The organism is Neobacillus sp. NPDC058068, assembly GCF_042885335.1.
Classification (GTDB): domain Bacteria; phylum Bacillota; class Bacilli; order Bacillales; family Cytobacillaceae; genus Neobacillus.
Genome location: NZ_JBHVSI010000033.1, coordinates 1 through 23,603 on the forward strand (window position 1 = coordinate 1; position 23,603 = coordinate 23,603).

Here is a 23,603-nt window from a genome sequence, read left to right on the forward strand (position 1 = left end):
TTCCTTTGCGCAGGGGCCTCCAAGCGAAGCGCGGAAGTTAAAAAAAATACGCCAAATCAAGCCGGATAAATATCTATTTTATTGACAGAAGTCCAAGATTCGCTGATAAATCAGTTGAATTCGCTGAAATATCCCCAATAATCGCTGATAAAAAAGTAATGAAGGTTTGCACAAATATTGCTAACCCACTTTTAAGGCTAAACAATACCGATTAGCAAATAAAACCGCCATTTTCGCAAATAAATTCGCAAGTGAAAAATTGGAAAATAGCAAATAAAGTACACCTTTTCGCAAATAGAATAGGAATTTGATGTGCCTCTAACGTATTCTATTTCAGCAAAAAAATACCTTGAATATTACACTCATCAGAACTCGAATTTTACTGGTCGTAAAAATAAATCTTCTAATGTTGCTTTTGCATTTTTATTATCAAATATGATTTCGTAGATTGCATTACAAATTGGGAGATCTACGTCATACTGTTTGGACAATTCTCTTAATGCCTTAACGGTGGAAACACCTTCTGCTAATTTTCCAAACCTTTCTCCTTCAACAAAGGCTTGGCCAAATTTTCGATTATGACTATGCTCCGAAAATAATGTTGCTTCATAATCTCCTAGATGGCTTAATCCATATATAGTTATATCATTCCCTCCCATAGCTCGAACAAGACGGGAAATTTCTCTGGTCCCCCTTGCCATAAGGGAGCCTTTTAAACTGCTATAATTCAATCCATCTAACATTCCGGCTGCAATACCCATAACATTTTTGGTAGCAGCCCCAATTTCATTTCCAATAAGATCTTGCCCGTAGTAAAACCTAATTAAATCACTAGTTAACTCTTTAACCATCTTTTTAGTTATGTCTACATTTTCAGAACCTATAACCATACAATTAGGAATATTATTTACAAAATCTTGTACATGTCCCGGCCCTACCCACACTGCTAGATTAATATTTTTTCCTACCTCTTCACCAAATACTTGAGTAAGTCTTTTTCCACTATCAGCCTCTAATCCTTTCATACATAAGATGAATGTTTTACCATGGATTTCATATAAGGTACTTAATTGATTTGCAAATGTTCGTAATTCTTGCGCACTAATGGAAATGATGATTATTTCAGCAAATGAAACCGCTTTCCCCAAAGAATTACTTAATCCGATATCATCAGGTAATGAAAGATAATCATTTTTTCTCGTTTCTGCTAATCCTTTGTAATTTCTTGAGTTTTCTCTTCCCCATAACATCACATTATGTCCAACTTTATGAACATACCATGCTAAAAAAGTTCCCCAACGTCCACATCCTAAAACTGAAATATTCATTATGTCACCCTCCAATTTATTAATAATAAGGTCACCAATTATAAATGAATTGAAAATTAGAAAAAATTAAATCCAATTAATTTTACAACAAATCTTCCTGTCGATGTAGCCAAAACATAGAATAATGTTAATTATTATCTCGACGGATTTACCACTCTTTGAATGGGGTAAATTATTAGAAAAAATGAACTAAACGGGCTCAATTCCCTATCTCAATACTTGATATTGCAAGAGTTAGCCTTAATAATAGAAAATGAAGATGGAGGTGATTAAGGTGATCGTAGTGACAAAAGAAAAAATTGAAGGCTACAAAATTGTTGAAATTAAAGGGCCGGTATTCGGACTAATTGTAAGAAGCAGAGGGCTTGGCGGCGATATTATGGCAGGCTTAAAATCCCTTGTAGGTGGCGAAATCAAGCAATATACGGCAATGCTTGAGGATTCTCGGAAAGAAGCGTTAGACCGTATGATTGTAAATGCAACCCAAATGGGTGCAAATGCCATTGTGATGATGCGATTTGATTCAGGTGAAATTGGTAAAAATATGAGTGAAATTGTGGCATATGGAACAGCTGCTGTTGTGGAGAAGGAATAATGAATTTCATCATCGGTTTCTACATTCTAGAAATTATCGGTGCAATTATTTGCATTTTACTTGGATACTTTATTTATGATAAACGGGTTAAACGCAATCACGGGGCAAAAGTTCCGAAAGGATTTATATCGACAGAGGAAGTAAATATTGACCCTGTGTCGGGTGAAAAAATGAGAGTGTATTTTAATCCCGAAACAGGTGAACGTTTTTATAAAAAAGAGAAATAGGTTTTAAACAGTATAGGTTCTTTTACAAGACAAGCAAATTTGCATTCGAAAATCGACTTAAAAACATATAAAATATCGGTTAAAAACCGATATTTTATATGTTTTTTCATCCTTAGCTGTTGGTTTCTTTCTACTCCACAATGCTATTTCCATACTCTTTGACGTTGCAAGAATTCTTGGACATATCCCCAAACTGATACGGGAGACATGATCATTTGATAGCACAAAACAAAAACGATAAAGCCAAACCGATTTTTTCGAATCTGCAATCCTAATTCTTGAAAAACTGCTTTTTGGTAGCGGTACAGTAAATAATTCGAGAGCAGTGCTAATGGTAATACAAGAAGTGTATGAGCTCCGACAATCCAGAAGATGCCGAAAAAGCTCAAGATGAGTCCCGGAATCCAGGCAAATGTGTAAACAACATCCAGAAATGGCATCACCAAGTTTGATCCAGTTAAATAACGTGTGAAAATTCTAGGCTGTTCCCATGGTTTTACTCGTTTAAGCGCTTCAATCATTCCTCTTGCCCAACGGCTGCGTTGACGAGCAAAGTGACGGAAATTCGTAGGCACATCCGTAAAGGCAATGGCCGTTGGTTCAAAAAAGACCTTATAGTTTTTCTCTAAAAATGCCCAGGTAAGAACAATATCTTCTCCAATTGCATCCGGCCATCCGCCAACCTCATTGACAACATCAGTTAGATATAGACTGTACGCTCCTTGTGCAACAAGCGTCCCTTGATACAAGCCTTGCAATCGTTTAATCGAGGCAATACCTAAAAAGTAATCCCATTCTTGAAGTCGAGCCAACCAATTTTCTCGGCTATTCCGAACAAGAACAGCTCCCGCTACCGCACATACTTCTTTTGGTGCAGATTCCATGCGAGATACTAAACGGCGAACGGCCTGAGGATGCAATAATGTATCGGCATCAAGCGTGATGACATATTTTGTCTCTACAACTGAAAGAGCTTTATTTAAGGCATGATGTTTTCCGGGCGTCTCCTCGAAAAGGACGTGAATATCGAGTCCCAATTCCTTTCCTACCCGTTGTGAAACCTCTGCTGTAAGGTCGGTCGAATGATTATCGATTACATAAATGCGCATCTGCCCGGCATAATCTTGTTTGGCTAATTGCTGTAATGTCTCGGCAATCGTCTTTTCTTCGTTCCAACAAGCAATTAAGATACTTAATGGTTCTTTTGGATCAAGCGTTTTAAAAGCCGGTTGTCGGTCAAACATGAGACTTACTACCATAAAGGCATTTAAGTATCCAGGCAGATAAGCAATGCCTGCAATGAGAACAATGGCAACAGGAATGCTCACAACTTCCCCAAAATCCTTTACCCATGAAACTGAAAGAATGATTGAAAAAACCATCCATGTTAGTGCTAGTCCGTGACTAAGCCAGAACTTTTCTCCTACAGGGAGATAAAATCCACGCTGAAACGGAAATGTTGTCTTTCTTAAAACATATCTAGTTTCTATTTTCAAAGGAAGAAAAGCCTCCTTCTAATATGCATTCAGGTACACCATATTTTATAATATTTATAGGCAGAATCATCTACTTTTGTGGAATTACCAAAAACAATACATTAGTAGGAGTGTATTACCATTCAACTGAATCTTCTTTTGATATACTATTATTAATCATTATGTACATATGAGGTGCCAGCATGAAGAAAACGATTGGGATATTTGCCCATGTGGATGCAGGAAAAACGACATTGGCAGAACAGCTGCTTTTTCATACCAAAGCCATTCGGCAAAGAGGCCGTGTCGACCATCAGGATACCTTTCTTGATACGCATGAAATTGAAAAACAACGAGGGATTACGGTATTCGCTGACCAAGCGATGTTTTCTTTGAACGTATCTGAGTATTATTTGATCGATACCCCTGGCCATGTCGATTTTTCCCCGGAGATGGAACGCGCGATTCAAGTGATGGATTATGCGATTGTGATTATCAGTGCGGTTGAAGGAATCGAAGGTCATACAGAAACTGTATGGCGGCTTTTAGGAAAACATCGTACGCCAACTTTTTTCTTTATTAATAAAATCGACCGAGTTGGAGCTGATGCTCAAAAGGTCCTGGATGAAATTCGCGCCAACCTCACTAATGATGTCGTTGACATGACCGAGACATTGAACAACGGCGAAATGAACGAGGCACTGATTGAATTTATTGCAGAGCGAAATGAATCCCTTTTGGATACATACATGGACACCGGGTATCAACATGAACTTTGGCTAGAAACTCTGAAAGCGCAGCAGCGGGAAAATCAAATTTTTCCATGTGCAAGCGGTTCTGCCCTGCAGGATATCGGCATCAAAAGCTTTCTTGAAAAATTAGATTTATTAACGGCAACGAATTATGTCAGTGAGGGGTCATTCTCTGGCCGCGTCTATAAGATTCGTTATGATGATAAAGGGACAAGAATCACGTTTATCAAAGCCCTAAGCGGCACCTTAAAGGTACGTGATGAAATCAGTTACAGGGATGAGGATGAGCTGCTGTTTGAAAAAATCACCCAAATCCGATTGTATAATGGGACGAAATTCAAGACTGTCGATCAAGCTTCAGCCGGAGATATCTTCGCTGTAACAGGAATGACTTCAGCTGCCGCTGGAGCCGGCTTAGGAACCATAATGGAAAAAGCTGATAATGAAATGGTTTCTGCTTTAAAATCCAAAGTGATTTTTGATCGATCGGTAAATGTAAAAGAAGTATTGCGGTATTTTAAGATTTTGGATGCCGAAGATCCTGCCCTGAACGTGACTTGGGTTGAACGGTTGCAGGAAATCCATATTCACGTCATGGGAACGATTCAACTGGAAGTGTTAAAGCTAGTTATTAAGGATCGCTTTCATCTCGATGTGGAATTTGCCGAACCGGAAATCTTATACAAAGAAACAATTGGTTCTCTGGTAAAAGGATACGGTCATTTTGAACCATTAGGGCATTATGCGGAAGTCCATCTAAAAATAGAACCCGCACCTAGAAACAGTGGCATTTCGTTTGAAAGTGATTGCCATACTGATCACTTGCCAGTCGGAACCCAGAACGTAATCCGTCATCACCTGTTTGAGCGGGAACATCATGGGATTCTAACAGGCTCTCCGATTACCGATGTGAAAATCACATTACTGACTGGACGAGCCCATATTAAACATACCTCCGGCGGCGACTTTAGAGAGGCAGCTTACCGAGCATTACGGCAAGGACTCGAGAAAGCTGAGAACATTCTCCTCGAACCGTTTTATGATTTTAAGATAAAGATAGATTTGGATCATATCGGTAAAGTGCTGACCGATATTCAAAAGGCACATGGCAGCTTCGACCCGCCAATGACGGAAGGAAACAAAACCATTATAACTGGGAAAGTGCCAGTAGCCACCTTTATGAACTACGGTCCAGAATTCGCATCACTTACACAGGGGAAAGGCGTGCTGAATCTAGTAGTTGGCGGCTATTTTCCTTGTCACAATCAGGTCGAAGTAATCGAAAGAATCCATTACAATAAAGAAGCGGACCCAGAGTATACGTCGTCTTCGATTTTCTGTTCAAAAGGTCAAGGCTATTCCGTTTCCTGGGATGAAGCGGAAGCGGAAATGCATTGTCTTTAGCAGCGTGGCTGGTTAGTTATTATTTAATTATACTTATGAAGGACATTTCTTTCTCGATTTTCACCCGAAGTGTCCTTCATCATCCTTATGAAGGACATTTCCATCGTGCTTTTCACCCGAAGTGTCCTTCATCTCCCTTATGAAGGACATATTCCTTTCGCTTTTCACCCGAAGTGTCTTTCATCTCCCTTATGAAGGACATTTCCATCGCGATTTTCACCCGAAGTGTCCTTCATCATCCTTATGAAGGACATTTCCATCGTGCATTTCACCCTAAGTGTCCTTCATCTCCCTTATGAAGGACATTTCCCTCACGATTTTCACCCGAAGTGTCCTTCATCATCCTTATGAAAGACATTTCCATCGCCATTTTCACCCGAAGTGTCCTTCATCTCACTTATGAAGGACATTTCCCTTTCGCTTTTCACCCGAAGTGTCTTTCATCTCCCTTATGAAGGACATTTCCATCGCCATTTTCACCTGAAGTGTCCTTCATCTCCCATCAAAAAAAAATATCGTTCCTATACAATAATCATCTTTATAAAGTTTCCACAATTCCTTTCCAACAAGACCCCGTCTTTACGAGTCCATGAAAAAAGAGTTGCCGCAGCAACTCATTTATCAGGTAAAGTAACATACATATTCACCTTGGACCAGTTGCGAATTCGACAAATAGACAGGTTGAATCGTTATTCCCGATACCAGTTTTCATCGAATTTCAGGTTTAACGCCTTACCTAAACAAATACCAAATCTTATAAACCCTCGCCCTCTCGCAGTAATGAGGTTTCCATCTTGAACCACCAATTCAGCAGAATAATTTTCTTTTTCAAATACACCTACCTGATCCCGCTGTTCCTCCGTCATCCCTACCGTATAATTCTTTCCACTTAAGACTCCAGCCTTGGCCAAAAGAAACGGAGAACTGGAAATACTGGCAATAATTTTGACATTTCCACTCACCTTTTTAATGAAATCAAAAAATCTCTCTTCGTAATTTAGTGACATAATATCCATACAGCCTGGGAACAAAAGGCTATCTATCTCATCAATATTTATTTCATCAATGGTCGTGTCAGGTACACAAGATAACCCTGACTCCCCCCCTAATGAATTGATTGCTTAGGCCAACAGTAACAACAGGCTTATTTCCTTGCATTAATATTGATAAGGCTACGCTTAACTCATATTCACTGAATTGAGGATATAAAAATACTGCCGTTTTTTTCATTGAACTCTTCTCCCTGCCCTGGTCTTATCATAAGTAATCATTTTTCCCATAATCCAATTTCCCCATAAAATACTAGCAAAATAAATAATACTTATTCATTCATATTAAATTATTGCTCTAGTTATTTGACTTAAACAAAGACTAATCCTTATTACAGCCTTTCACTTTACTAAAAGTGATTAGATTAAGTAAACTATTAATTAATATGTTAAAAGGAGAGTTAATTAAATGATCAACGTTTTATTTGTCTGCCTAGGAAACATTTGCCGTTCACCGATGGCTGAAGCTGTATTTCGCGACTTACTGAAGAAGGAAAATTTAAGCAACAAAGTAACCGTCGATTCCGCTGCGACTAGTTCATGGCATATTGGTTCTCCACCACATAAAGGAACACTAACCATTTTAAAAAAATATAACATTTCATCAGATGACCTTGTTGGGCGACAATTAACAAAGAAAGACTTTGAAAAGTTCGACTACATCATCGGAATGGACGAAAGCAACACAAAAAACATATTCGAAATAACCGGTAAACCGAATCATCCAAAAATCGTTCGTCTGCTAGACTTAACCGACCACAAAAAGGATGTTCCCGACCCTTATTACACCGGAGATTTTGAAGAAACCTATCAGCTAATTTCAGATGGCTGTCGTGGCTTACTTGAGAAAATCCTCATTGAAAATAACTTAAAATAAAAAAATCCCGCTGATATTTTGATTGGCGGGATTGTTAAGCAATGGCACTAAAACCGAAACTTACGAGGGACAGGGTTGAACTGTCCCATATCGTTTATTTATTTTTATTTCTTTGGGCTTTTAATGCTATTTTTTCAAGTCCATTTTCTCCCGCTATTTCAACATCTGCTTTTGTTGGCACGGCATTTTTATTATATTTATTTCGGTTATTCTCATTTTTAGCCATTTTTTCACCACCCTTGTAGTTTGATGAGATTATTGCTTTAAGGATGCCAATCATCTTAAACACACAATTTTAAGATATCGGAGTAGTAGTTTCTTCGTTATTAGCACCCACGATTTTAGTTTGCTTTCTAATTTTGAATGCTATGCCATTTGATTTTCTTCTACAAAAAACTTCCTATTATGCTAGAACCACCATGAACAATATCGAAAAATAAAAATGAACCCCGGTTTAATTAATCCGGGGTTCATTTGCTTATTTTTCGACTATACGAAAGTTGCTTCTTTAAGCTGCTTTTTTGATATCGATTTTTTTCCCTTCTTTACGCCACTGCTTAAATTCAGCTGCTGCTGTGAAAAGGACATCTGTTGATGAGTTAAGGGATGTTTCAAAAGAGTCTTGTAAAACACCGATGATAAAGCCTACGCCGACTACCTGCATGGCGACATCATTTGGGATTCCGAATAAGCTGCATGCCAGTGGAATCAATAATAAGGAACCACCCGCAACCCCAGAAGCACCGCATGCACATACAGCTGACAATACGCTTAGGATAATAGCCGTCGGGATGTCGACAGGAATTTCGAGTGTATGAACCGCTGCAAGCGTCAAAACAGAAATTGTAACGGCTGCACCCGCCATATTGATGGTGGCGCCTAATGGAATGGAGACCGAATAGGTATCCCTGTCCAATTCTAATTTTTCACATAATTTCATATTTACAGGAATGTTAGCAGCCGAGCTGCGTGTAAAGAATGCTGTAATTCCGCTTTCCTTAATGCACTTTAATACAAGCGGATATGGGTTCTGACGAATGGCTGTGAACACAATGATTGGATTGACAACAAGGGCCACAAAGAGCATACAACCAACCAAAACGGCAAGTAATTTTCCATAGCCTAATAATGATTCGATTCCATTTGTCGTAATCGAGTCGATAACCAGACCCATAATTCCTAGGGGTGCAAACTTAATCACCCATGTAACCATTTTAGATACAGCATCTGAAAAATTAGAAATCATCGTTTTTGTCGTATCTGGTGCATTTCTTAACGCCATTCCAAGGACTAATGCCCAAGCTAAAATTCCGATATAGTTGGCATTATAAATAGCTTTTACTGGGTTATCCACAACGTTTAACAGTAATGATTTAAGAACCTCTGTAATACCGCCGGGAGCCGCTAAATCCGCCGCTCCCTTTGCAAGTGTTAAACTTACTGGGAAAACAAAGCTTACAATAACGGCAATTAATCCAGCTAGAAAAGTACCTAATAAATAAAGTCCGATAATCGATTTCATGTTCGTTTGGTGACCACTCTTATGTTGGGCAATGGCCGACATAACCAAGAATAAAACCAAGACGGGCGCAATCGCTTTCAAAGCTCCTACAAATAGTGAGCCCAAAATGATAACAGGCTTTGCTACTTCTGGGATCAACACAGCTAAGATAATCCCAATAATTAATCCAATAATAATTTGTTTTACCAGGCTCAATTGATTCCACTTTTTCCATAGATTTTTCACAGATGATTCCCCCCTATTGTCAAAGAAAAAAGGTTAGAGTCCAAAGAGATTTACTGCATTTTGAACTTTTTTATTCTAACAAATAATATTATAAAGAATATTTTGATATTTTACAATAGTATTTAAAAAGTGTAGTTATGGAACAACGTCTGCCATGCTTTTTTCTGTAATCGTACTGATGCTAAAACATCCAAAATTAGGGCTTAATTAGCCGCTTCATTACATAAATCTCAGCATAAACTGGAAAGTAGTCAGGCAACACCATACAATACCTCCTTAATTGCTTTAGATTGCGTTCAGTGCAATAAAGCAAAGAATGAAAAAGAAAAAGCCCTTAAAAAAGGACTTTTTTTTCATTCCTTGACCGGAAATTAATTGCTTTTCATTAATAGAAACAAGTTGCGCCAATAATGATTAACAAAATGAACAATACAACGATTAAGGCAAAACCTCCGCCAAAACCGCAGCCTCCACCGTAACCATAGCCACCATAGCCACCACAGCCGCAGCCGCCAAATCCACCACCGTATCCGTACATACATCTCCCCCCCTTCAATTAGGTATCAATTGGTTAATAATATCCTCCGCCCAAAAAGGACGCACCAATTATAATGAGAAGGATAAACAATACAACCACTAGGGCAAAACCGCCACCAGCTCCTACGCCGTCCATTTCACATTCCTCCTTTGCAACGACTTACTACAAAATATGTTCAATTTGAAAATGTGTATGGGCTCTTCGAAATGGACCTTTTGGGGTTGTCGATGAAAAAAGGGGTGGCGCCGTGCTGAAAGTCGTAAAAATCGACTTAATATTTAATCGAAATGGATCTATAAAAAACTTTATGAACTGTAGAAAAATGAAGTATTAAAGAGTACTTTATCGATAATAACGTTTTCATTGTATTTCACAAAATTATTACAATCAGTTATACTTTCATGTGGTAATAACGGACCCGACTTTCATGAGAGTTGGAAGTCAAAAATATTTATTAATAAATGAGGTGTAACGGGTTGAATGTTAGTAAAATTAAATATGAATGGTTCGGAAATATAAAGGGAGATATCCTTTCTGGTACTGTTGTTGCATTAGCACTTATTCCAGAAGCAATTGCCTTTTCCATTATTGCGGGCGTGAATCCAATGGTTGGGTTATATGCCTCCTTCTGTATTGCCCTTGTAATTGCTTTTGTTGGCGGCAGACCTGCGATGATTTCAGCGGCTACGGGAGCAACAGCCTTGTTAATGGGCGGCTTAGTGAAAGATTACGGATTACAGTATTTATTAGCTGCCACCATCCTAACAGGTATAATCCAAATTATTTTTGGTTCTCTGAATGTAGCTCGATTAATGAAATTTATTCCACGTTCGGTTATGGTCGGTTTTGTTAATTCATTAGCGATTTTAATTTTTATGGCACAGCTTACCCATTTTAAAGGCCAATCATGGGTGATGTACGCAATGGTTGCGGGAGGATTAGCGATCATTTACCTTTTCCCTCGGATAACCAAGGCTGTCCCTTCCCCACTTGTCGCCATTATTATTATCACCATTATTTCGGTGGCAACTGGTGCTCATGTAAAAACTGTAGGAGACTTAGGACAACTAAGTCAGTCCTTGCCTACATTTTTCTTTCCAAATGTCCCCATTAATCTAGAAACACTAAGAATCATTTTTCCTTATTCACTTGGAATTGCTGTTGTTGGATTAATTGAGTCTCTCTTAACCGCTCAAATTGTCGATGATCTGACAGATACGGGCAGTAACAAAAATAAAGAGGCGCGCGGTCAAGGGATTGCCAATATTGTTTCAGGATTATTTGGCGGAATGGCTGGTTGTGCCATGATTGGTCAATCCGGAATCAATGTTAAATCAGGCGGACGAGGAAGACTATCCACCTTTTGGGCTGCTGTATTTTTATTGATCCTTATCGTTGCCCTTAATGATGTCCTTGTAAAAATTCCAATGGCTGTCTTAGTCGCCGTTATGTTCATGGTCTGCATCGGGACATTTGATTGGTCTTCAATAAAGAAACTGCCAATTATGCCTAAATCTGAAACTGTGGTTATGGTTGTGACAGTGATTACTGTTGTAGCAACAGATAATTTATCCATTGGGGTGTTAATAGGCGTCATCTTGAGTGCGATTTTCTTTGCCTCTAAGATTTCAAAAGTAGAGGTTAAAATGATTTCGAGAAAAGGTTCACGTAAAAAGGTTTATCAAGTATCCGGGCAGCTTTTCTTTGTCTCTGTGACAGATTTTGTCAATCAGTTTCATTTTATAGAAGAAATACCGGAAATCGATATTGATTTCTCCCATGCTCACCTTTGGGATGACTCTGCGATCGGTGCGATTGATAAAATTGTCCTGAAATATCAGCAAAATGGAGTAATGGTTAATCTGAAGGGTTTAAATGTAGACAGCGCCAAACTCTTAGACAAACTTACTGTTCAGACCACCCCAGTTGTTCTTGAAAAGGTATCAAATCATTAAAACATGGAAAACACGCTAAATGATGTCAGCGTGTTTTTGTATTTTTTTCAAAAAAATAAAGCTGCCGCGGCAGCTTCATTAACGTATGTTCCAAAGATTTATCTAAAGACCAGCTCTTTTTCGCTTAGACCAAGCGTATGCGCTGTTGAAGTATGAATATCGTGCAGAAGCTCTGGGTTTTTCATTAGTGACAAGCCGTAAGAAGGAATCATTTCCATAATTTTCGGTTCCCACTCTTTTATATGTTGCGGGAAGCATTTATTCATTACCTCAAGCATAACGGGAACAGCAGTAGAAGCACCTGGTGATGCACCTAGTAAGGCTGCGATTGAGCCATCAGCTGCACTAATCACTTCCGTACCAAATTGAAGTGTACCTTTGCCTTCAGCTTCAGTATCTTTGATCACTTGTACTCGTTGGCCCGCTACCACGATATCCCACTCCTCGCTTTTGGCGTCCGGGATAAACTCTCGTAGCTCTTCAATCCGCTGTTCTTTCGATAACATTAGCTGTTGGATTAGGTATTTTGTCAATGGAACGTTTTTTGCACCTGCCGCTAACATCGTAATGAGATTATTTGGTTTTACAGAACCGATTAAATCCATATTTGAACCAGTTTTTAAGAATTTAGGTGAGAACCCGGCAAACGGGCCAAATAACAATGATTTTTTGTTGTCGATATACCGTGTATCAAGATGCGGAACTGACATCGGCGGAGCACCAACTGCCGCTTTACCGTATACTTTTGCGTGATGCTGCGCGATAACCTCTGGATTGTTACATACCAGGAAAAGTCCGCTTACCGGGAATCCGCCAATATGTTTACTTTCAGGAATACCCGTTTTTTGCAGTAAAGGCAAGGACCCGCCGCCACCGCCAATAAAGACGAATTTTGCCCGATGGCTTTCGATGGCACCGGTTGCAATATTCCACACTTTTAATTCCCATAAGCCGTCCTCAGTGCGTTTAATATCATCAACTTGATGATTGTATTTGATATCAACATGTTGATTTTTCAAGTGGTCGAACAATTTGCGCGTTAAAGCGCCAAAGTTGACATCCGTTCCAGAATCGATTCTTGTTGCAGCTATGGGTTCATTCAATTTACGGCCTTCCATGATCAGCGGAATCCATTCTATCAGCTTTTCATGGTCATCGGAAAATTCCATCCCTTGAAACAGGGGATTGTTTGATAGCGCTTTAAATCGTTTTTTCAAAAATGTTACGTTTTGTTCCCCTTGGACTAAACTCATATGCGGTATTGGCATGATAAAGTCCTGCGGATTACGCATTAGCTTGTTGTTTACAAGATAAGACCAAAACTGCATGGAAAGCTGAAACTGTTCATTAATTTTGATTGCTTTGCTAATATCTATCGATCCATCTGGTTTTTCGACCGTATAGTTAAGCTCACACAGTGCTGCATGCCCTGTTCCTGCATTATTCCACTCGTTAGAGCTTTCCTCTCCTGCGTTAGCGAGCTTCTCAAACACTGTAATTTCCCATTCCGGTACTAATTCTTTTAAGAGTGTCCCTAAGGTCGCACTCATAATTCCGGCGCCAATTAAAATAACATCTGTCGTAGTTCCGCTGTTGCTCATATTTATCAACCTTTTCCCCTAATATTTGCAGAAAAGATAGAGGTGTCACACCAAGATAATGCAACACCTGGTCACACACCTTTTCTATCTATCTTAATTATAACTCATTGATAGTGTAAAACAATTATTTACAGCTTCATATATCTATTATTATATGATAATTTAAAATTATTTAAAAGGTGGAAATAGTAATAAGTATCACCAAGTTGCCAAGAAACACACATAAACCAAATCCTATGAATGCCAAGAATCCAAATCAGAATGCTACCAAAATGGTCAGTGCCCCAATGATTGTACCTAAAGTTTTGGTATACCTAAACTCTTTCAACCGATCCCCTCTTTCACTTTTTCTTTAAAGAATATTTAGCCGATTTACCAGCAGTTCTTTCCATTCGTTAGCCAATTCTTCAACAGCCAATATTCTTTTTATCCCTTCGACATCCTTTTGCTTATGAAAATAAATCTCATTTCCATAAAGAATGGATACCTTTTTTGGATGTGATTCCAATAATGTAATTTTGGAATCGTTTCGGACAATACCTTCTTCTATTACACGACACAAATAACCTGTAAAACCCGTTTGTACCATCCTTTTTAGAAGAAAAGGATTATTAGTTCTCTTTGAAATTGTGCTGCACGGGATTCTACCTTGAGTTATTTGTATAACAGCTTCTCCAAGACGAAAAATGTCCCCAATATAAACATCTTTTTCCAACATATTCGTAACAGTTAAATTCTCACCGAAAGTTGAAGGTGGTAAAGGATTTCCAAATTCTTTTTCCCAAAGCAAATAGTGTTCATAAGGGTATACACATACCGCACGGTCAGAACCACCGTGATTCCGTAAGTCTGCAACTCCATCTCCCAGAAATCCATCTTTTGTTAAGTGAGCTTCTTCAATTGTTTGTTTGCAAATTCCTGTCTCCATTTCCCCATTATTCCCGTACTTCATTTTTTGGGGTAATCCAATTGAAACGTTTTTTAGTTCTATAACTTTACTACTTGCCACTGTATATATACCCACTTTCTATTATTTTTAGGTGATTATTCTTAAATTTTATCATTTATATTTAATCTATTTTTACTTTTTGGCTGTGTTAAAAGTGATGTTGATTTCCGTTCCAGGCGCTTCGCTTTCCGCGGGGCGGGCGGTGAGCCTCCTCGGCGCTAAAGCGCCTGCGGGGTCTCACCTGTCCCGCTGCTCCCGCAGGAGTCTCGCTGTATCCACGTCCAATCAACATTGTGCTCAAAATCAACAATGTGCTTTAACACTGCCTACTTTTTAAGAAGTGCCTTGTTCTGATTGGAATAATAAATTAGACACTGCCATTAAAACTAAGTTCTTATGAAAAACCGACATCAACTCAAACCTAACATTCCTTGAGGTTTCAAAGAAATTCTCTGGTTTTACAAGAGCAACCATACAAAATTCATAACCAACATATCGTAGGTTTGGATTTAGGTCAGTTATGCCATAATACCTAAAGTCTTGTTCAGGAGTGCCATCTTCACCTCTTAGTAGAGTTTCACCATACTTTTCATTGCAAATTTTACATATCTCTTCTAGCAATAGCTTAATTCTTTCCGGCTCCTCTTGATAACTTACCGTTACTCGTTCTATTACCCTCATTTTACCTTTATTAAAATTCTCGATTGTTCTAATCTCCCCATGTGGGATTGTTAGAAGTTTCCCTGACCATTCACGAATTTGCATAAATCGGATTCCTATTTCCTCTACTGTACCTGAATTAACACCATTAAATGTAACATAGTCGCCAACTCGAAATTCTTTATCAGATATTCTGGTAAAACCTAATAGAACATCTTTTAATATTTGTTGTGCTGCAAAGCCTAAAATGACACCCATTATTCCCGCACCCGCAAGGAGGCCTTTAATATCAATGAATTGTCCAATAATGTATATGATTAGAATGATTGCAATCAAATATTTTAAAGTAGAGCGAATTACACCTTGTATAGTTTTAGAATCAGCTTCGGGAATTAGGTGTGATTTTTTTAAAAACCAAGAAGTGGTTCTATTTACTAGAAATGAAATAGTCATTAACAACAACACCATCAACACAAGCCGAAAAAATAAAAAGCCCTTAATGGATTCAACGAGATTTTCTGTATAGGTTAATACATTCAAACCTTTCACCTCGGTTTTTTCCTTGCAGCAGGCAAGAAAAATTTTATTTCAAATCCTTTTATTTTATATTATGCGAAATAAATATGTAAAAATGTACAATTACTATGGAATCAGGCTCTTCTATGCCATAAGCACCGTTCCTATGGACTCAACCAAAGTAGAAAATGTTTTAAAAAAGTGCCAGGCGCCATTATGAAATTGGTTTAACTAATCTAAAAAAACAATGCCATTTGCCGAACTTCGGGCTGATGGCATTGCTTTTTCTATACATTTTATTGTTTATTTAGATAGGTTAATGAGTATGATCAATTTCTATTTTTTATTGATTGATACGGAACCGGCACTTGATCGCAGCTTGAGCTGTGGACCACCTGAACCAATAGAGGCGATGACACGTTCACGGTCCTTTGTATTGTACGAAACGTTTGCCAGATTTACATCAACATGACCAGCAGATGTCTGGAGGTTCATTTGAAGAGACTCTGGTTGCTGTTCGGTTACGATCCGAACGGAACCGGCACTGCTGCTTGCGTAAATATCATGAGTAATCGCCTTTAACTGGACATCAATCGAACCTGCACTATCAGTTAAATCCAACTTTCCTTCAATGTTGGTTAACTTCATACTACCTGCGGATGAATGAGCAGTTATATCACCTTTTAAGTCATTTGCCCTAATGCTGCCTGCGGAAGAGTCCAAATCAAAGTGGTTGGCTGAAATTTGTTCGATGGTAATACTGCCTGCTTGTGAATGACCTTTCAGTTTACTGTACATTTTTTGTGGCACTTCAACATCGGCTTGAAGTTGTTTAGTCATGAATTCAAAAGGAGAAAAATGAAATAGAGAATCATTTTTTGGTCCAATATCAATTATAGCAGTTTCTCCGCTCGTACTTACAGAAAGCACAATATTTTTTTTCGATGTTCCACCGTGGAGATGAACGGTGATTACATCAGATTTTGTAGGGTAAAAATGGACACTAGATAAGCGAGATTCCAACTCGATTTTATTAATGTCTTTTGCATTGATCGTTTTTGTTTCGTCTATAGTGACAGTAGAAAAATTGTCATGAGTATATCCATAAGCTACAACTCCGATTACCCCAATTACCAAGCCTAAAATAGCTGCAACGATAGAATATTTCTTCAAATTAATAACTCCCTTTCACGATTTTTACGTTGAGTTTCCAGTACCAGTGGATTAACTTTAAAAACCACTTTGCAAGAAAATTTGTCACTAGTAAAAATAGATACCCAAATGAAAAAGTCGCAAGGATTAAGAAGAACGCAAGTAGTATTGGTGTATCGTGCGTAAATAAATTAATGATAAATGCAACGGGAGTAATAAGGCAAGCGAACGCAGCAGCATACAGACCAATAAAAGCACCAGCAATCCCTACAACTGGCCCTATGATGAAAATTAGATTAAACAAGAGCATGCCCAAAAATGCAAAAATGTTAGGTCCGACATTTGTAATGGGTTCCTTTTTTGAACCACTAAGTTTGTCAGTAGGTACAAATACACCTAATTCATCTGCGATCGTTTTTGGGGAGCCTAAATCCTCAACAGCCTCCTCCTCGGTTTTCCCATTTTCTATAGCCGAATCAATATGAGCTTCGTAATCACTTAGAATATCCTTTCGTTCCCCTTCAGGTATCTGTACCATTAGACGGTTAAGTTCGTTTAAAAATTGCTGCTTGGTCATCAATCCATCCCCTCCTCAATAATCTCATTCACACTGGCAGAAAATTGCTGCCATTCTTGTACCAACTGTTCAAGATATTCTCGTCCGGCTTTTGTCAATTGATAGTATTTTCTTGGCGGGCCCTCATTAGATTCCGCTAAATAGGTAGCGAAATAGCCTTCTTTCGTTAATCGCCGTAATAAAGGATATACGGTTCCTTCCGCGATTTGGATTTTATCAGAGATGCTGTGAACCAACTCATATCCATACCGATCCTTTTTCAATGTAAAGACCAAGACACATAATTCCAGTGCACCCTTCTTAAATTGAACATTCATGTGAATCACCTGCCTATAAAGTAATGATTACTACTGAATAATATATAGTAGTAAAATATGAAAAATATACCATCACAGGATTACTATATCATCCACTACTAATTAATGCAAGGTACTAAATTTTATTTAATGGTCCTTTTTTTATTGTTTCATTAAAGATGTCAGAAAGAAGGTAATTTAGAAACTGCCATAGGGACGGCTCTTGTGGCCAAATTAGTCTCATTAAAAAGCCATGAAAACCGTCCCTCTGGCGTCATTCATTCATCAACACCCTGGCAAGTCCATTTAGTTCGTTGGGCTGTAGGATGCGATAGTGACGTCCTTCCTTTTGCAAATATCCTTTATCGCAAAATTGTGCAAACACATATAATAAGTGGCGGTAGGAGACGCCTAAAAAATCACAAACGGTGACGTGTTTCTCCTTATAGACCTCTCCATCTGCAGTTTGCAAAATAAAATCGGCAAGCCGATTTTCTAGCGGGAAGGAGAGACTTTGCGTATATTTTGCCGCCATTTGTGTGGATTTAACACTTAAGAACTTCGCAAGTTCACGGAGAAAGGCAGCATCTTCGAGCATTTTGGCGCGGCAGCGATGAAAAGGAATCGCAAAACAAACGGTTTTGGTAGAGGCTTGAATCCCTTTCGTATAATAAATCGGATTTAATAATTCCATTTCCCCGAAAAAATCTTCCTCGTTGATAAAATTAATTAAGGAAACCTTTCCATTTTGATGCGTCACATAAATTTTCGCTTTTCCTTCAATGACATAAAATAAGAAATCCGGACGCGTGCCCTCTTGAATAATCCATTCATCACGTTTATATTCATGCACTTCTAGAAACTCTTCAATCGGAAAAGCAAACAAATACCCAATCGAATATTCCTCCAAATAGCGCTGCCTTTTCTCATTTTTATAAATTTCCATTAGTCTCCCCCGTAATATGAGATATCTCATATTATTGTACGTGTCTCCATGATATGATGCAATCATTGGAGGGTTATAGAATGCAATCACAACGATGGATGAACAGACAATTTTTTAGTTTTTTTATTACCTGGGGTGTTTTTCTACCCTATTGGACAGGGTGGATGATTCATACAAAAGGAATGACGGTTTCCCAAGCTAGTTTGATTATGAGTTTAGGACTTGTTGTCCGCGGCCTTTCTACATTATTTGCATTTCCTTATTTATCAGGGAGATTTAGCAGTAGAACCTTACTAAACGGGATGGCAATCGGCACGTTCATTTCCCTTCTTTGCAGTATTCCGGCGAACTCTTATGTAAGCTTATTAGTTGTCACCTTTCTGTTGAATTTCTTTTATCCGAGCTTGATGCCGGCATTAGATAGCGCAGCAGGCGTTCTTGTGCAAAATAAGCAATTAAGAGATTACGGGAAGAGCCGCTCGTGGGGGTCCATTGGCTTTGTCGTATCCGGAATGATGTTAACCGTCTTTACTGGAGCGTTTGGGGATAATGTTATCTTATGGGCGTTGTTACTTGGCATATTCGTATTCACTGTTCTTAGTGTCTTGCCTGCCCCTGTTGTTTTAATGGAAAAACCACAAGCCACAAAAATGAAAAAAGACGGAATGCTGCAATTATTTCGCCTCAAACATTTTGGCATTGTGCTAGTTATTGTGATTTTACTGCAAGCGGCACACGCATCCTATTACAGCTATGGCTATATTTTTTTACAAGAAATCCATACACCGAAATATTTAATTGGCATGATTATTAACATTGCTGTGGGTGCAGAAATCATTTTCTTTTTTATCGCAGATCGGACCTTTCGCAAGTTTTCAGTAGGCTCCTTACTGACACTTGCGGCATTTGGCTCAACAGTAAGATGGATCCTTATATTTTTCTTTCCAAATATTATTGTTTTCTGTATCGCGCAAACCTTGCATGCCTGCTCATTTGCGATGGGACATTATGCCTTTATGAAGTTTTTAACCAAGCATATTCCACAAGCACAGATTCCAAATGCACAAGGGATGTATTCAGCACTGGCACTAAGTTGGAGCACTGCGGTGTTCACATTCTTCGGCGGATATTTATATGAAATTGAGCCTAGATACGCCTTTATCGGTATGATCATTTGTACCATCCCATCAATGCTGCTTGCGATTTTCTATCGGAAAATGGCGGCAAAGGTGCCTGAAGACCATGGGGACGGTTCTTCTAGCCAAGGGCAACATGGGTACAGCCCTCTTGGAGTTGAATAAAAGAAAACCAAGGACCATGAGTCACGGGTTCCGTTTCCTAACACAAACATTAAAAAAGTAAGTTAAAATGAGTGCCAATTTTCTTATGAAATTGACACTCATTTTTAATTGGGGTAAAGCCATTTGTGACGAAATCACATAAAAATTGGCATAGGAAAATGCACCCCAAATTGTGGGTGTACAAGGGCTGTTGTACCTTTACAATTTTACCCTCAATTTGGTGTACAATTTGTCTTACAAAATACATAATAATTGGTTATATATGTTAAGATGAAATGTTAACCTTAATTGAGTTACCAGTGATATTTATAATAAGCGGAGATTTTCCGGTTAGTCCGCAGAATAGAGCTCGGTTTGGGGTAAATAAGCGGAGGTTTTCCGATTAAGCAAAGAAAAATTACTCATATTTACGTTTTTCGAGTCAATAGTCGGAATCTTTCCGTCTATTTAAGCTATTTTCAGTGCTATTTCCTTATTAAGAGAAATTTCTCCGCTTATTTATCAAACCATGCTGATTCCTCATCTACATTCCTTGACCATAGGAACAGTTCATGTGGCCTACACTAACCTTTTAATACCATGAGAACCGGCTCGGTGGCTTCTGAAATAAGCCACCGCACCAAATTAGATGTGTGGCTTAGTCCATAGCTTTGTTAGGTCGACATACCCAAAATGTTTGATTTCAATATTCATTAGATTAATGGAAAAAGGAATCCGCCGTTTTACATAATACAATGGCACACATAGCGATTCGTTCTGTAAATACTGTTCGATCCTCAAATGATGAGCATTCCAGTTTTCAAAGGAAATCGAACTATATGCCTTAATAAATCGGTTCAGTTGTTTATCTTGCTTTATTAATAGTTGAAGCGGAGAGAAACTATTGATCAAAAAGAAATAATAATAAAAGGTTTGGTTCAGTTCGAAAATTTCCCCATGAATAAACAAGTCGGCGTCTAAACGGATATTCGTATCATAAACTGCTTCCGGGAAAGAGATTTTTATCATTTCAACTTCAATACCTGCTTGTTCGAGCTTGGCTTTTAACCAATGGGAGGTATCACTTGTATAGTTGACAAATTGTATCCTTATCGGTCTTGTCATCACCGGTTTCGGAATAGCAGGCATTTTATAAGATTTGGACATCCCGATTAAACACCCTTCATGGTTCCCCATAATTCTAGAATTGACCTCTGAAAGCTCATGACGATGGTTGGCGATGATCATATGTATATAATCACGAACTTCCTTCCGTTCCATATCAGATCCGCGATAGGGATTCATGACGACAATTCCAAAACCAGAATCACTTTCCACCTTAAAGGTTTCCACCTGTTCTGATTCATGAGCTCCATAATAGACCACTTCAAATTCCCTCGGGACCTGAATAAACTCGACACAATCGAGCAGCGGGCGATGCCCAAAATACTGTTTAAAAGCGCCAAGGACTGTTTTTCCTTCTGTCTCTTCTGCCAGATAAAATCCACCTGTTCCTACCAATTTACCATTCAATTCTTTAAAAATACTTGCTGATAACAGGCTTAGGAGCTGAAGAACATAGGTGCATCCTCCTGGAAACGTCAGCTCGACTACAAGGGGTGCAGGAATTGTAATCGAGGTAATCGGTTCCCATAACATGAAGTAGTGTTTATCCCGCTTCATGCGCCAGAAAGATTCGACGACATCTTCCGCTTTCATGATCGATCCGTCGTGAAACGCAACGTCTTTCCGTAAATATAAAAGCAAAGAAGTATCAGTATATTCCCATGAATGCGCAAGCTCTGATGTTACTGTATTGTCAGCGTTTAACGTGACCACACGATTATATAGATTGGCAATGAGATTCGCACTGTGGGTATCCGCTGCTTTTAGTGGATGAAAGGTTAAAAAAGGATTAAAGCGCGGAATGATGAGTCTGTCCTGCTCTTCCTGATGAAAGCCGAAATTTGTTTGGAAGGCAGTCATTAATCGTTGTTTGGTTTCCACAGACCAATCTAGCAGTAATAATCTGCTTACCTCCTCAATCGCCCCCTTTTCAAGCAATTGTAAAAATTGCAGTTCAAATTCATGTTCCACATCCCTCAGCCATTCCAGTGACGATGTATGCCCCCTTCCACGCCCGGAATGAAAAGTGAGCCATCCATCCTGCTGCCATTGGTGAAGCTTCCTTCGTGTTTGTTTCGTACCGAGGTATAAGCACTCGGCAATATCTTCCACTTTAATATTCCCCGATTCTACCTGGTTTCTTAATGTTAATAAATATCGATCCATTCAACTTGCTCCCTTAAAAGTGGACATTTTTTTTAAAAAAGGTCATTTTTAATATTTTCCGTCTCCTTTACTATACAAATATAGGAAGGGGCTGGCAATATGAAATGGAGAGACTATCCACAAAACTTAAGGGTGCGCCTTATTACATCATTTTTCAATAAAGCAATTTCCAGTGCGGTTATGCCGTTTATGGCCCTCTTTTTTGCCGAACACAAAGGTGCTGTTTGGGCAGGGCTATTCTTAGGGATGAACGTTTTTATCAGCTTTATTAGTACACTAATTGGAGGCTACTTGTCTGACCTCTATCGCCGAAAGACGATATTGGTGATTACCTCAGCAACCAGTTCGTTAATGTTCGGTTTCATGACATTCAGTTTAATCCCTGATCAAAAATGGATCAAGCTATTCGCGTTCGCCTATATGGTATTTATGGTATCCAGCAGTCTAGGACGACCAGCGATGCAGGCCATTATAATCGATTCCACCACTTCCGAAAATCGGAAAGCGATTTATTCGCTGGACTATTGGCTCAATAATTTATCGATGGCAATCGGGACTGCGCTTGGCGGTCTGTTTTACCTGCATCATCAACTTACTTTATTCTTAGTTCTAACAATGGTATCCGTAGGTTTACCGATTGTTTATGGAATTTGGCTGAAGGATTCGTACGTGAAACCTCTGAAGAAAAAACATCAAAACATCTTGATTGATTTAGTTGCAAATTATAAACTCGCCTTTCAGGACAAACCTTTTGCCATGGCTGTCATTGGCGGTATGTGTATTTATGCCGCGGAATTTTCACTCAATAGTTATATCGGTGTCCGATTGTCTAAAGAGTTTCACTCCGTTTTTATTGGCCACTTTGAAATCGTAGGGGTGAGAATGTTAAGTATCTTAAACATTCAAAATATGATCCTAGTTGTGTTACTGACATTTATGATTACGAAGATTACCAATCGCTTTGACAAAAAGAAGGTGTTGTTATTCGGGCTTATCCTATATGGAGTTGGATATATAACGATTACATCAGCGAATATTTGGTATGTGTTAATCGTATTCAATCTGATTGCTACCATAGGGGAACTGATATACTCCCCGATTGCCAATGCCGAAAAAGCCAACATGATGCCAGAGGATAAACGAGGTTCCTATTCTGCCTTTTCAGGGCTTAGCTTTAGCGGTGCAGATTTACTTGCGAAATCTACCATTCTGCTTGGGGCATATTTGGTACCAACCATGATGAGTGTCTATATTGGCATCATATTAATGATCGGCACATTTATGCTTTATAGTGGTCTATTTATCTTCCAAACAGCAAAACAAAAAGAGAAAATAAAACAATTAACGCATGGCTAATGGAATGAGACAAGCGCATTCTTAGCAGGAA

The 23,603-nt window shown here is 38.7% G+C and carries 22 protein-coding genes; 7 read left to right on the forward strand and 15 right to left on the reverse strand.

The features are described from left to right. Nucleotides 1–365: 365 nt before the first annotated feature. Nucleotides 366–1,328, reverse strand: coding sequence for an NAD(P)H-dependent glycerol-3-phosphate dehydrogenase (locus ACFVSW_RS25990; protein ID WP_387319521.1), 963 nt, complete (start codon nucleotides 1,326–1,328; stop codon nucleotides 366–368). Nucleotides 1,329–1,602: 274 nt separating this feature from the next. Here ACFVSW_RS25990 and ACFVSW_RS25995 point away from each other — a divergent pair, with 274 nt between their 5' ends. Together ACFVSW_RS25995 and ACFVSW_RS26000 are read left to right on the forward strand one after the other, a co-directional pair. Continuing rightward, entirely contained in the window at nucleotides 1,603–1,923 is a 321-nt protein-coding gene (locus ACFVSW_RS25995) for a heavy metal-binding domain-containing protein (RefSeq protein WP_024027565.1), read from the forward strand. Next, nucleotides 1,923–2,150, forward strand: coding sequence for a hypothetical protein (locus tag ACFVSW_RS26000; RefSeq protein ID WP_387319522.1), 228 nt, complete (start codon nucleotides 1,923–1,925; stop codon nucleotides 2,148–2,150). Before ACFVSW_RS25995 ends, ACFVSW_RS26000 begins: the two co-directional genes overlap by 1 nt. A gap of 143 nt (nucleotides 2,151–2,293) precedes the next feature. Here the strand turns inward: ACFVSW_RS26000 and ACFVSW_RS26005 are convergent, their stop codons facing one another. Then, nucleotides 2,294–3,640, reverse strand: coding sequence for a glycosyltransferase family 2 protein (locus ACFVSW_RS26005; RefSeq protein WP_387319558.1), 1,347 nt, complete (start codon nucleotides 3,638–3,640; stop codon nucleotides 2,294–2,296). 188 nt (nucleotides 3,641–3,828) lie between these two features. On the opposite strand from ACFVSW_RS26005, the gene ACFVSW_RS26010 reads away from it, so the two are divergent. Further along, nucleotides 3,829–5,781, forward strand: a complete 1,953-nt coding sequence (locus ACFVSW_RS26010) for a GTP-binding protein (RefSeq protein ID WP_387319524.1) — start codon at nucleotides 3,829–3,831, stop codon at nucleotides 5,779–5,781. Between the two features lie 689 nt (nucleotides 5,782–6,470). Here ACFVSW_RS26010 and ACFVSW_RS26015 read toward each other — a convergent pair. Continuing rightward, nucleotides 6,471–6,899: a DJ-1/PfpI family protein gene (locus ACFVSW_RS26015; protein WP_387319559.1), complete on the reverse strand. Its 429-nt coding sequence runs from the start codon at nucleotides 6,897–6,899 to the stop codon at nucleotides 6,471–6,473. A gap of 340 nt (nucleotides 6,900–7,239) precedes the next feature. Between ACFVSW_RS26015 and ACFVSW_RS26020 the strand changes: the two genes are divergently transcribed. Beyond that, nucleotides 7,240–7,707: a low molecular weight protein-tyrosine-phosphatase gene (locus ACFVSW_RS26020; protein ID WP_387319525.1), complete on the forward strand. Its 468-nt coding sequence runs from the start codon at nucleotides 7,240–7,242 to the stop codon at nucleotides 7,705–7,707. Nucleotides 7,708–7,801: 94 nt separating this feature from the next. Here ACFVSW_RS26020 and ACFVSW_RS26025 read toward each other — a convergent pair whose 3' ends face one another. The 4 genes from ACFVSW_RS26025 to ACFVSW_RS26040 all read right to left on the reverse strand — a co-directional run bounded on the left by ACFVSW_RS26025 (nucleotide 7,802) and on the right by ACFVSW_RS26040 (nucleotide 10,127). After that, entirely contained in the window at nucleotides 7,802–7,933 is a 132-nt protein-coding gene (locus ACFVSW_RS26025) for a hypothetical protein (protein ID WP_387319526.1), read from the reverse strand. A 282-nt stretch (nucleotides 7,934–8,215) separates the two neighbouring features. Further along, on the reverse strand, nucleotides 8,216–9,454 hold the full coding sequence (gene sstT / locus ACFVSW_RS26030; RefSeq protein ID WP_387319528.1) for a serine/threonine transporter SstT: 1,239 nt from the start codon (nucleotides 9,452–9,454) through the stop codon (nucleotides 8,216–8,218). Between the two features lie 385 nt (nucleotides 9,455–9,839). Beyond that, nucleotides 9,840–9,992 carry a YjcZ family sporulation protein gene (locus ACFVSW_RS26035; RefSeq protein WP_387319530.1) on the reverse strand — a complete coding sequence of 51 codons (153 nt, stop codon included), beginning with the start codon at nucleotides 9,990–9,992 and terminating at the stop codon, nucleotides 9,840–9,842. Between the two features lie 33 nt (nucleotides 9,993–10,025). Further along, nucleotides 10,026–10,127: a YjcZ family sporulation protein gene (locus tag ACFVSW_RS26040; RefSeq protein WP_387319531.1), complete on the reverse strand. Its 102-nt coding sequence runs from the start codon at nucleotides 10,125–10,127 to the stop codon at nucleotides 10,026–10,028. Between the two features lie 341 nt (nucleotides 10,128–10,468). Here ACFVSW_RS26040 and ACFVSW_RS26045 point away from each other — a divergent pair, with 341 nt between their 5' ends. Continuing rightward, nucleotides 10,469–11,947: a SulP family inorganic anion transporter gene (locus ACFVSW_RS26045; protein ID WP_387319532.1), complete on the forward strand. Its 1,479-nt coding sequence runs from the start codon at nucleotides 10,469–10,471 to the stop codon at nucleotides 11,945–11,947. Between the two features lie 98 nt (nucleotides 11,948–12,045). Here the strand turns inward: ACFVSW_RS26045 and ACFVSW_RS26050 are convergent, their stop codons facing one another. The 7 genes from ACFVSW_RS26050 to yeiL all read right to left on the reverse strand — a co-directional run bounded on the left by ACFVSW_RS26050 (nucleotide 12,046) and on the right by yeiL (nucleotide 18,644). Beyond that, the gene (locus tag ACFVSW_RS26050; RefSeq protein WP_387319560.1) at nucleotides 12,046–13,548 is read right to left on the reverse strand and encodes a malate:quinone oxidoreductase; all 1,503 of its coding nucleotides are present in this window, start codon (nucleotides 13,546–13,548) and stop codon (nucleotides 12,046–12,048) included. Nucleotides 13,549–13,900: 352 nt separating this feature from the next. Continuing rightward, complete coding sequence (locus ACFVSW_RS26055) at nucleotides 13,901–14,500, reverse strand: MOSC domain-containing protein (RefSeq protein ID WP_387319561.1); 600 nt, start codon at nucleotides 14,498–14,500, stop codon at nucleotides 13,901–13,903. Nucleotides 14,501–14,830: 330 nt separating this feature from the next. Beyond that, nucleotides 14,831–15,697 (reverse strand): mechanosensitive ion channel family protein, encoded by an 867-nt coding sequence (locus tag ACFVSW_RS26060; RefSeq protein ID WP_387319562.1) that lies wholly within the window; start codon nucleotides 15,695–15,697, stop codon nucleotides 14,831–14,833. A gap of 312 nt (nucleotides 15,698–16,009) precedes the next feature. Next, a complete protein-coding gene (locus ACFVSW_RS26065; protein ID WP_387319534.1) occupies nucleotides 16,010–16,846 on the reverse strand; it encodes a DUF4097 family beta strand repeat-containing protein in 837 nt (278 codons plus the stop codon). A gap of 1 nt (nucleotide 16,847) precedes the next feature. Further along, nucleotides 16,848–17,402 (reverse strand): HAAS signaling domain-containing protein, encoded by a 555-nt coding sequence (locus tag ACFVSW_RS26070; RefSeq protein ID WP_387319535.1) that lies wholly within the window; start codon nucleotides 17,400–17,402, stop codon nucleotides 16,848–16,850. Further along, nucleotides 17,402–17,719, reverse strand: coding sequence for a PadR family transcriptional regulator (locus tag ACFVSW_RS26075; RefSeq protein WP_024027552.1), 318 nt, complete (start codon nucleotides 17,717–17,719; stop codon nucleotides 17,402–17,404). The genes ACFVSW_RS26070 and ACFVSW_RS26075 overlap by 1 nt, the downstream gene beginning before the upstream one ends. Nucleotides 17,720–17,972: 253 nt before the next feature. Further along, the gene (gene yeiL, locus ACFVSW_RS26080) at nucleotides 17,973–18,644 is read right to left on the reverse strand and encodes a transcriptional regulator YeiL (RefSeq protein WP_387319537.1); all 672 of its coding nucleotides are present in this window, start codon (nucleotides 18,642–18,644) and stop codon (nucleotides 17,973–17,975) included. Nucleotides 18,645–18,724: 80 nt separating this feature from the next. Here yeiL and ACFVSW_RS26085 point away from each other — a divergent pair, with 80 nt between their 5' ends. Next, the gene (locus ACFVSW_RS26085) at nucleotides 18,725–19,945 is read left to right on the forward strand and encodes an MFS transporter (protein ID WP_387319538.1); all 1,221 of its coding nucleotides are present in this window, start codon (nucleotides 18,725–18,727) and stop codon (nucleotides 19,943–19,945) included. Between the two features lie 624 nt (nucleotides 19,946–20,569). Here the strand turns inward: ACFVSW_RS26085 and ACFVSW_RS26090 are convergent. Continuing rightward, nucleotides 20,570–22,216: an ABC transporter substrate-binding protein gene (locus tag ACFVSW_RS26090; protein WP_387319539.1), complete on the reverse strand. Its 1,647-nt coding sequence runs from the start codon at nucleotides 22,214–22,216 to the stop codon at nucleotides 20,570–20,572. 99 nt (nucleotides 22,217–22,315) lie between these two features. Between ACFVSW_RS26090 and ACFVSW_RS26095 the strand changes: the two genes are divergently transcribed. Beyond that, nucleotides 22,316–23,572: an MDR family MFS transporter gene (locus tag ACFVSW_RS26095; RefSeq protein ID WP_387319540.1), complete on the forward strand. Its 1,257-nt coding sequence runs from the start codon at nucleotides 22,316–22,318 to the stop codon at nucleotides 23,570–23,572. The last annotated feature ends 31 nt before the right edge of the window (nucleotides 23,573–23,603 follow it).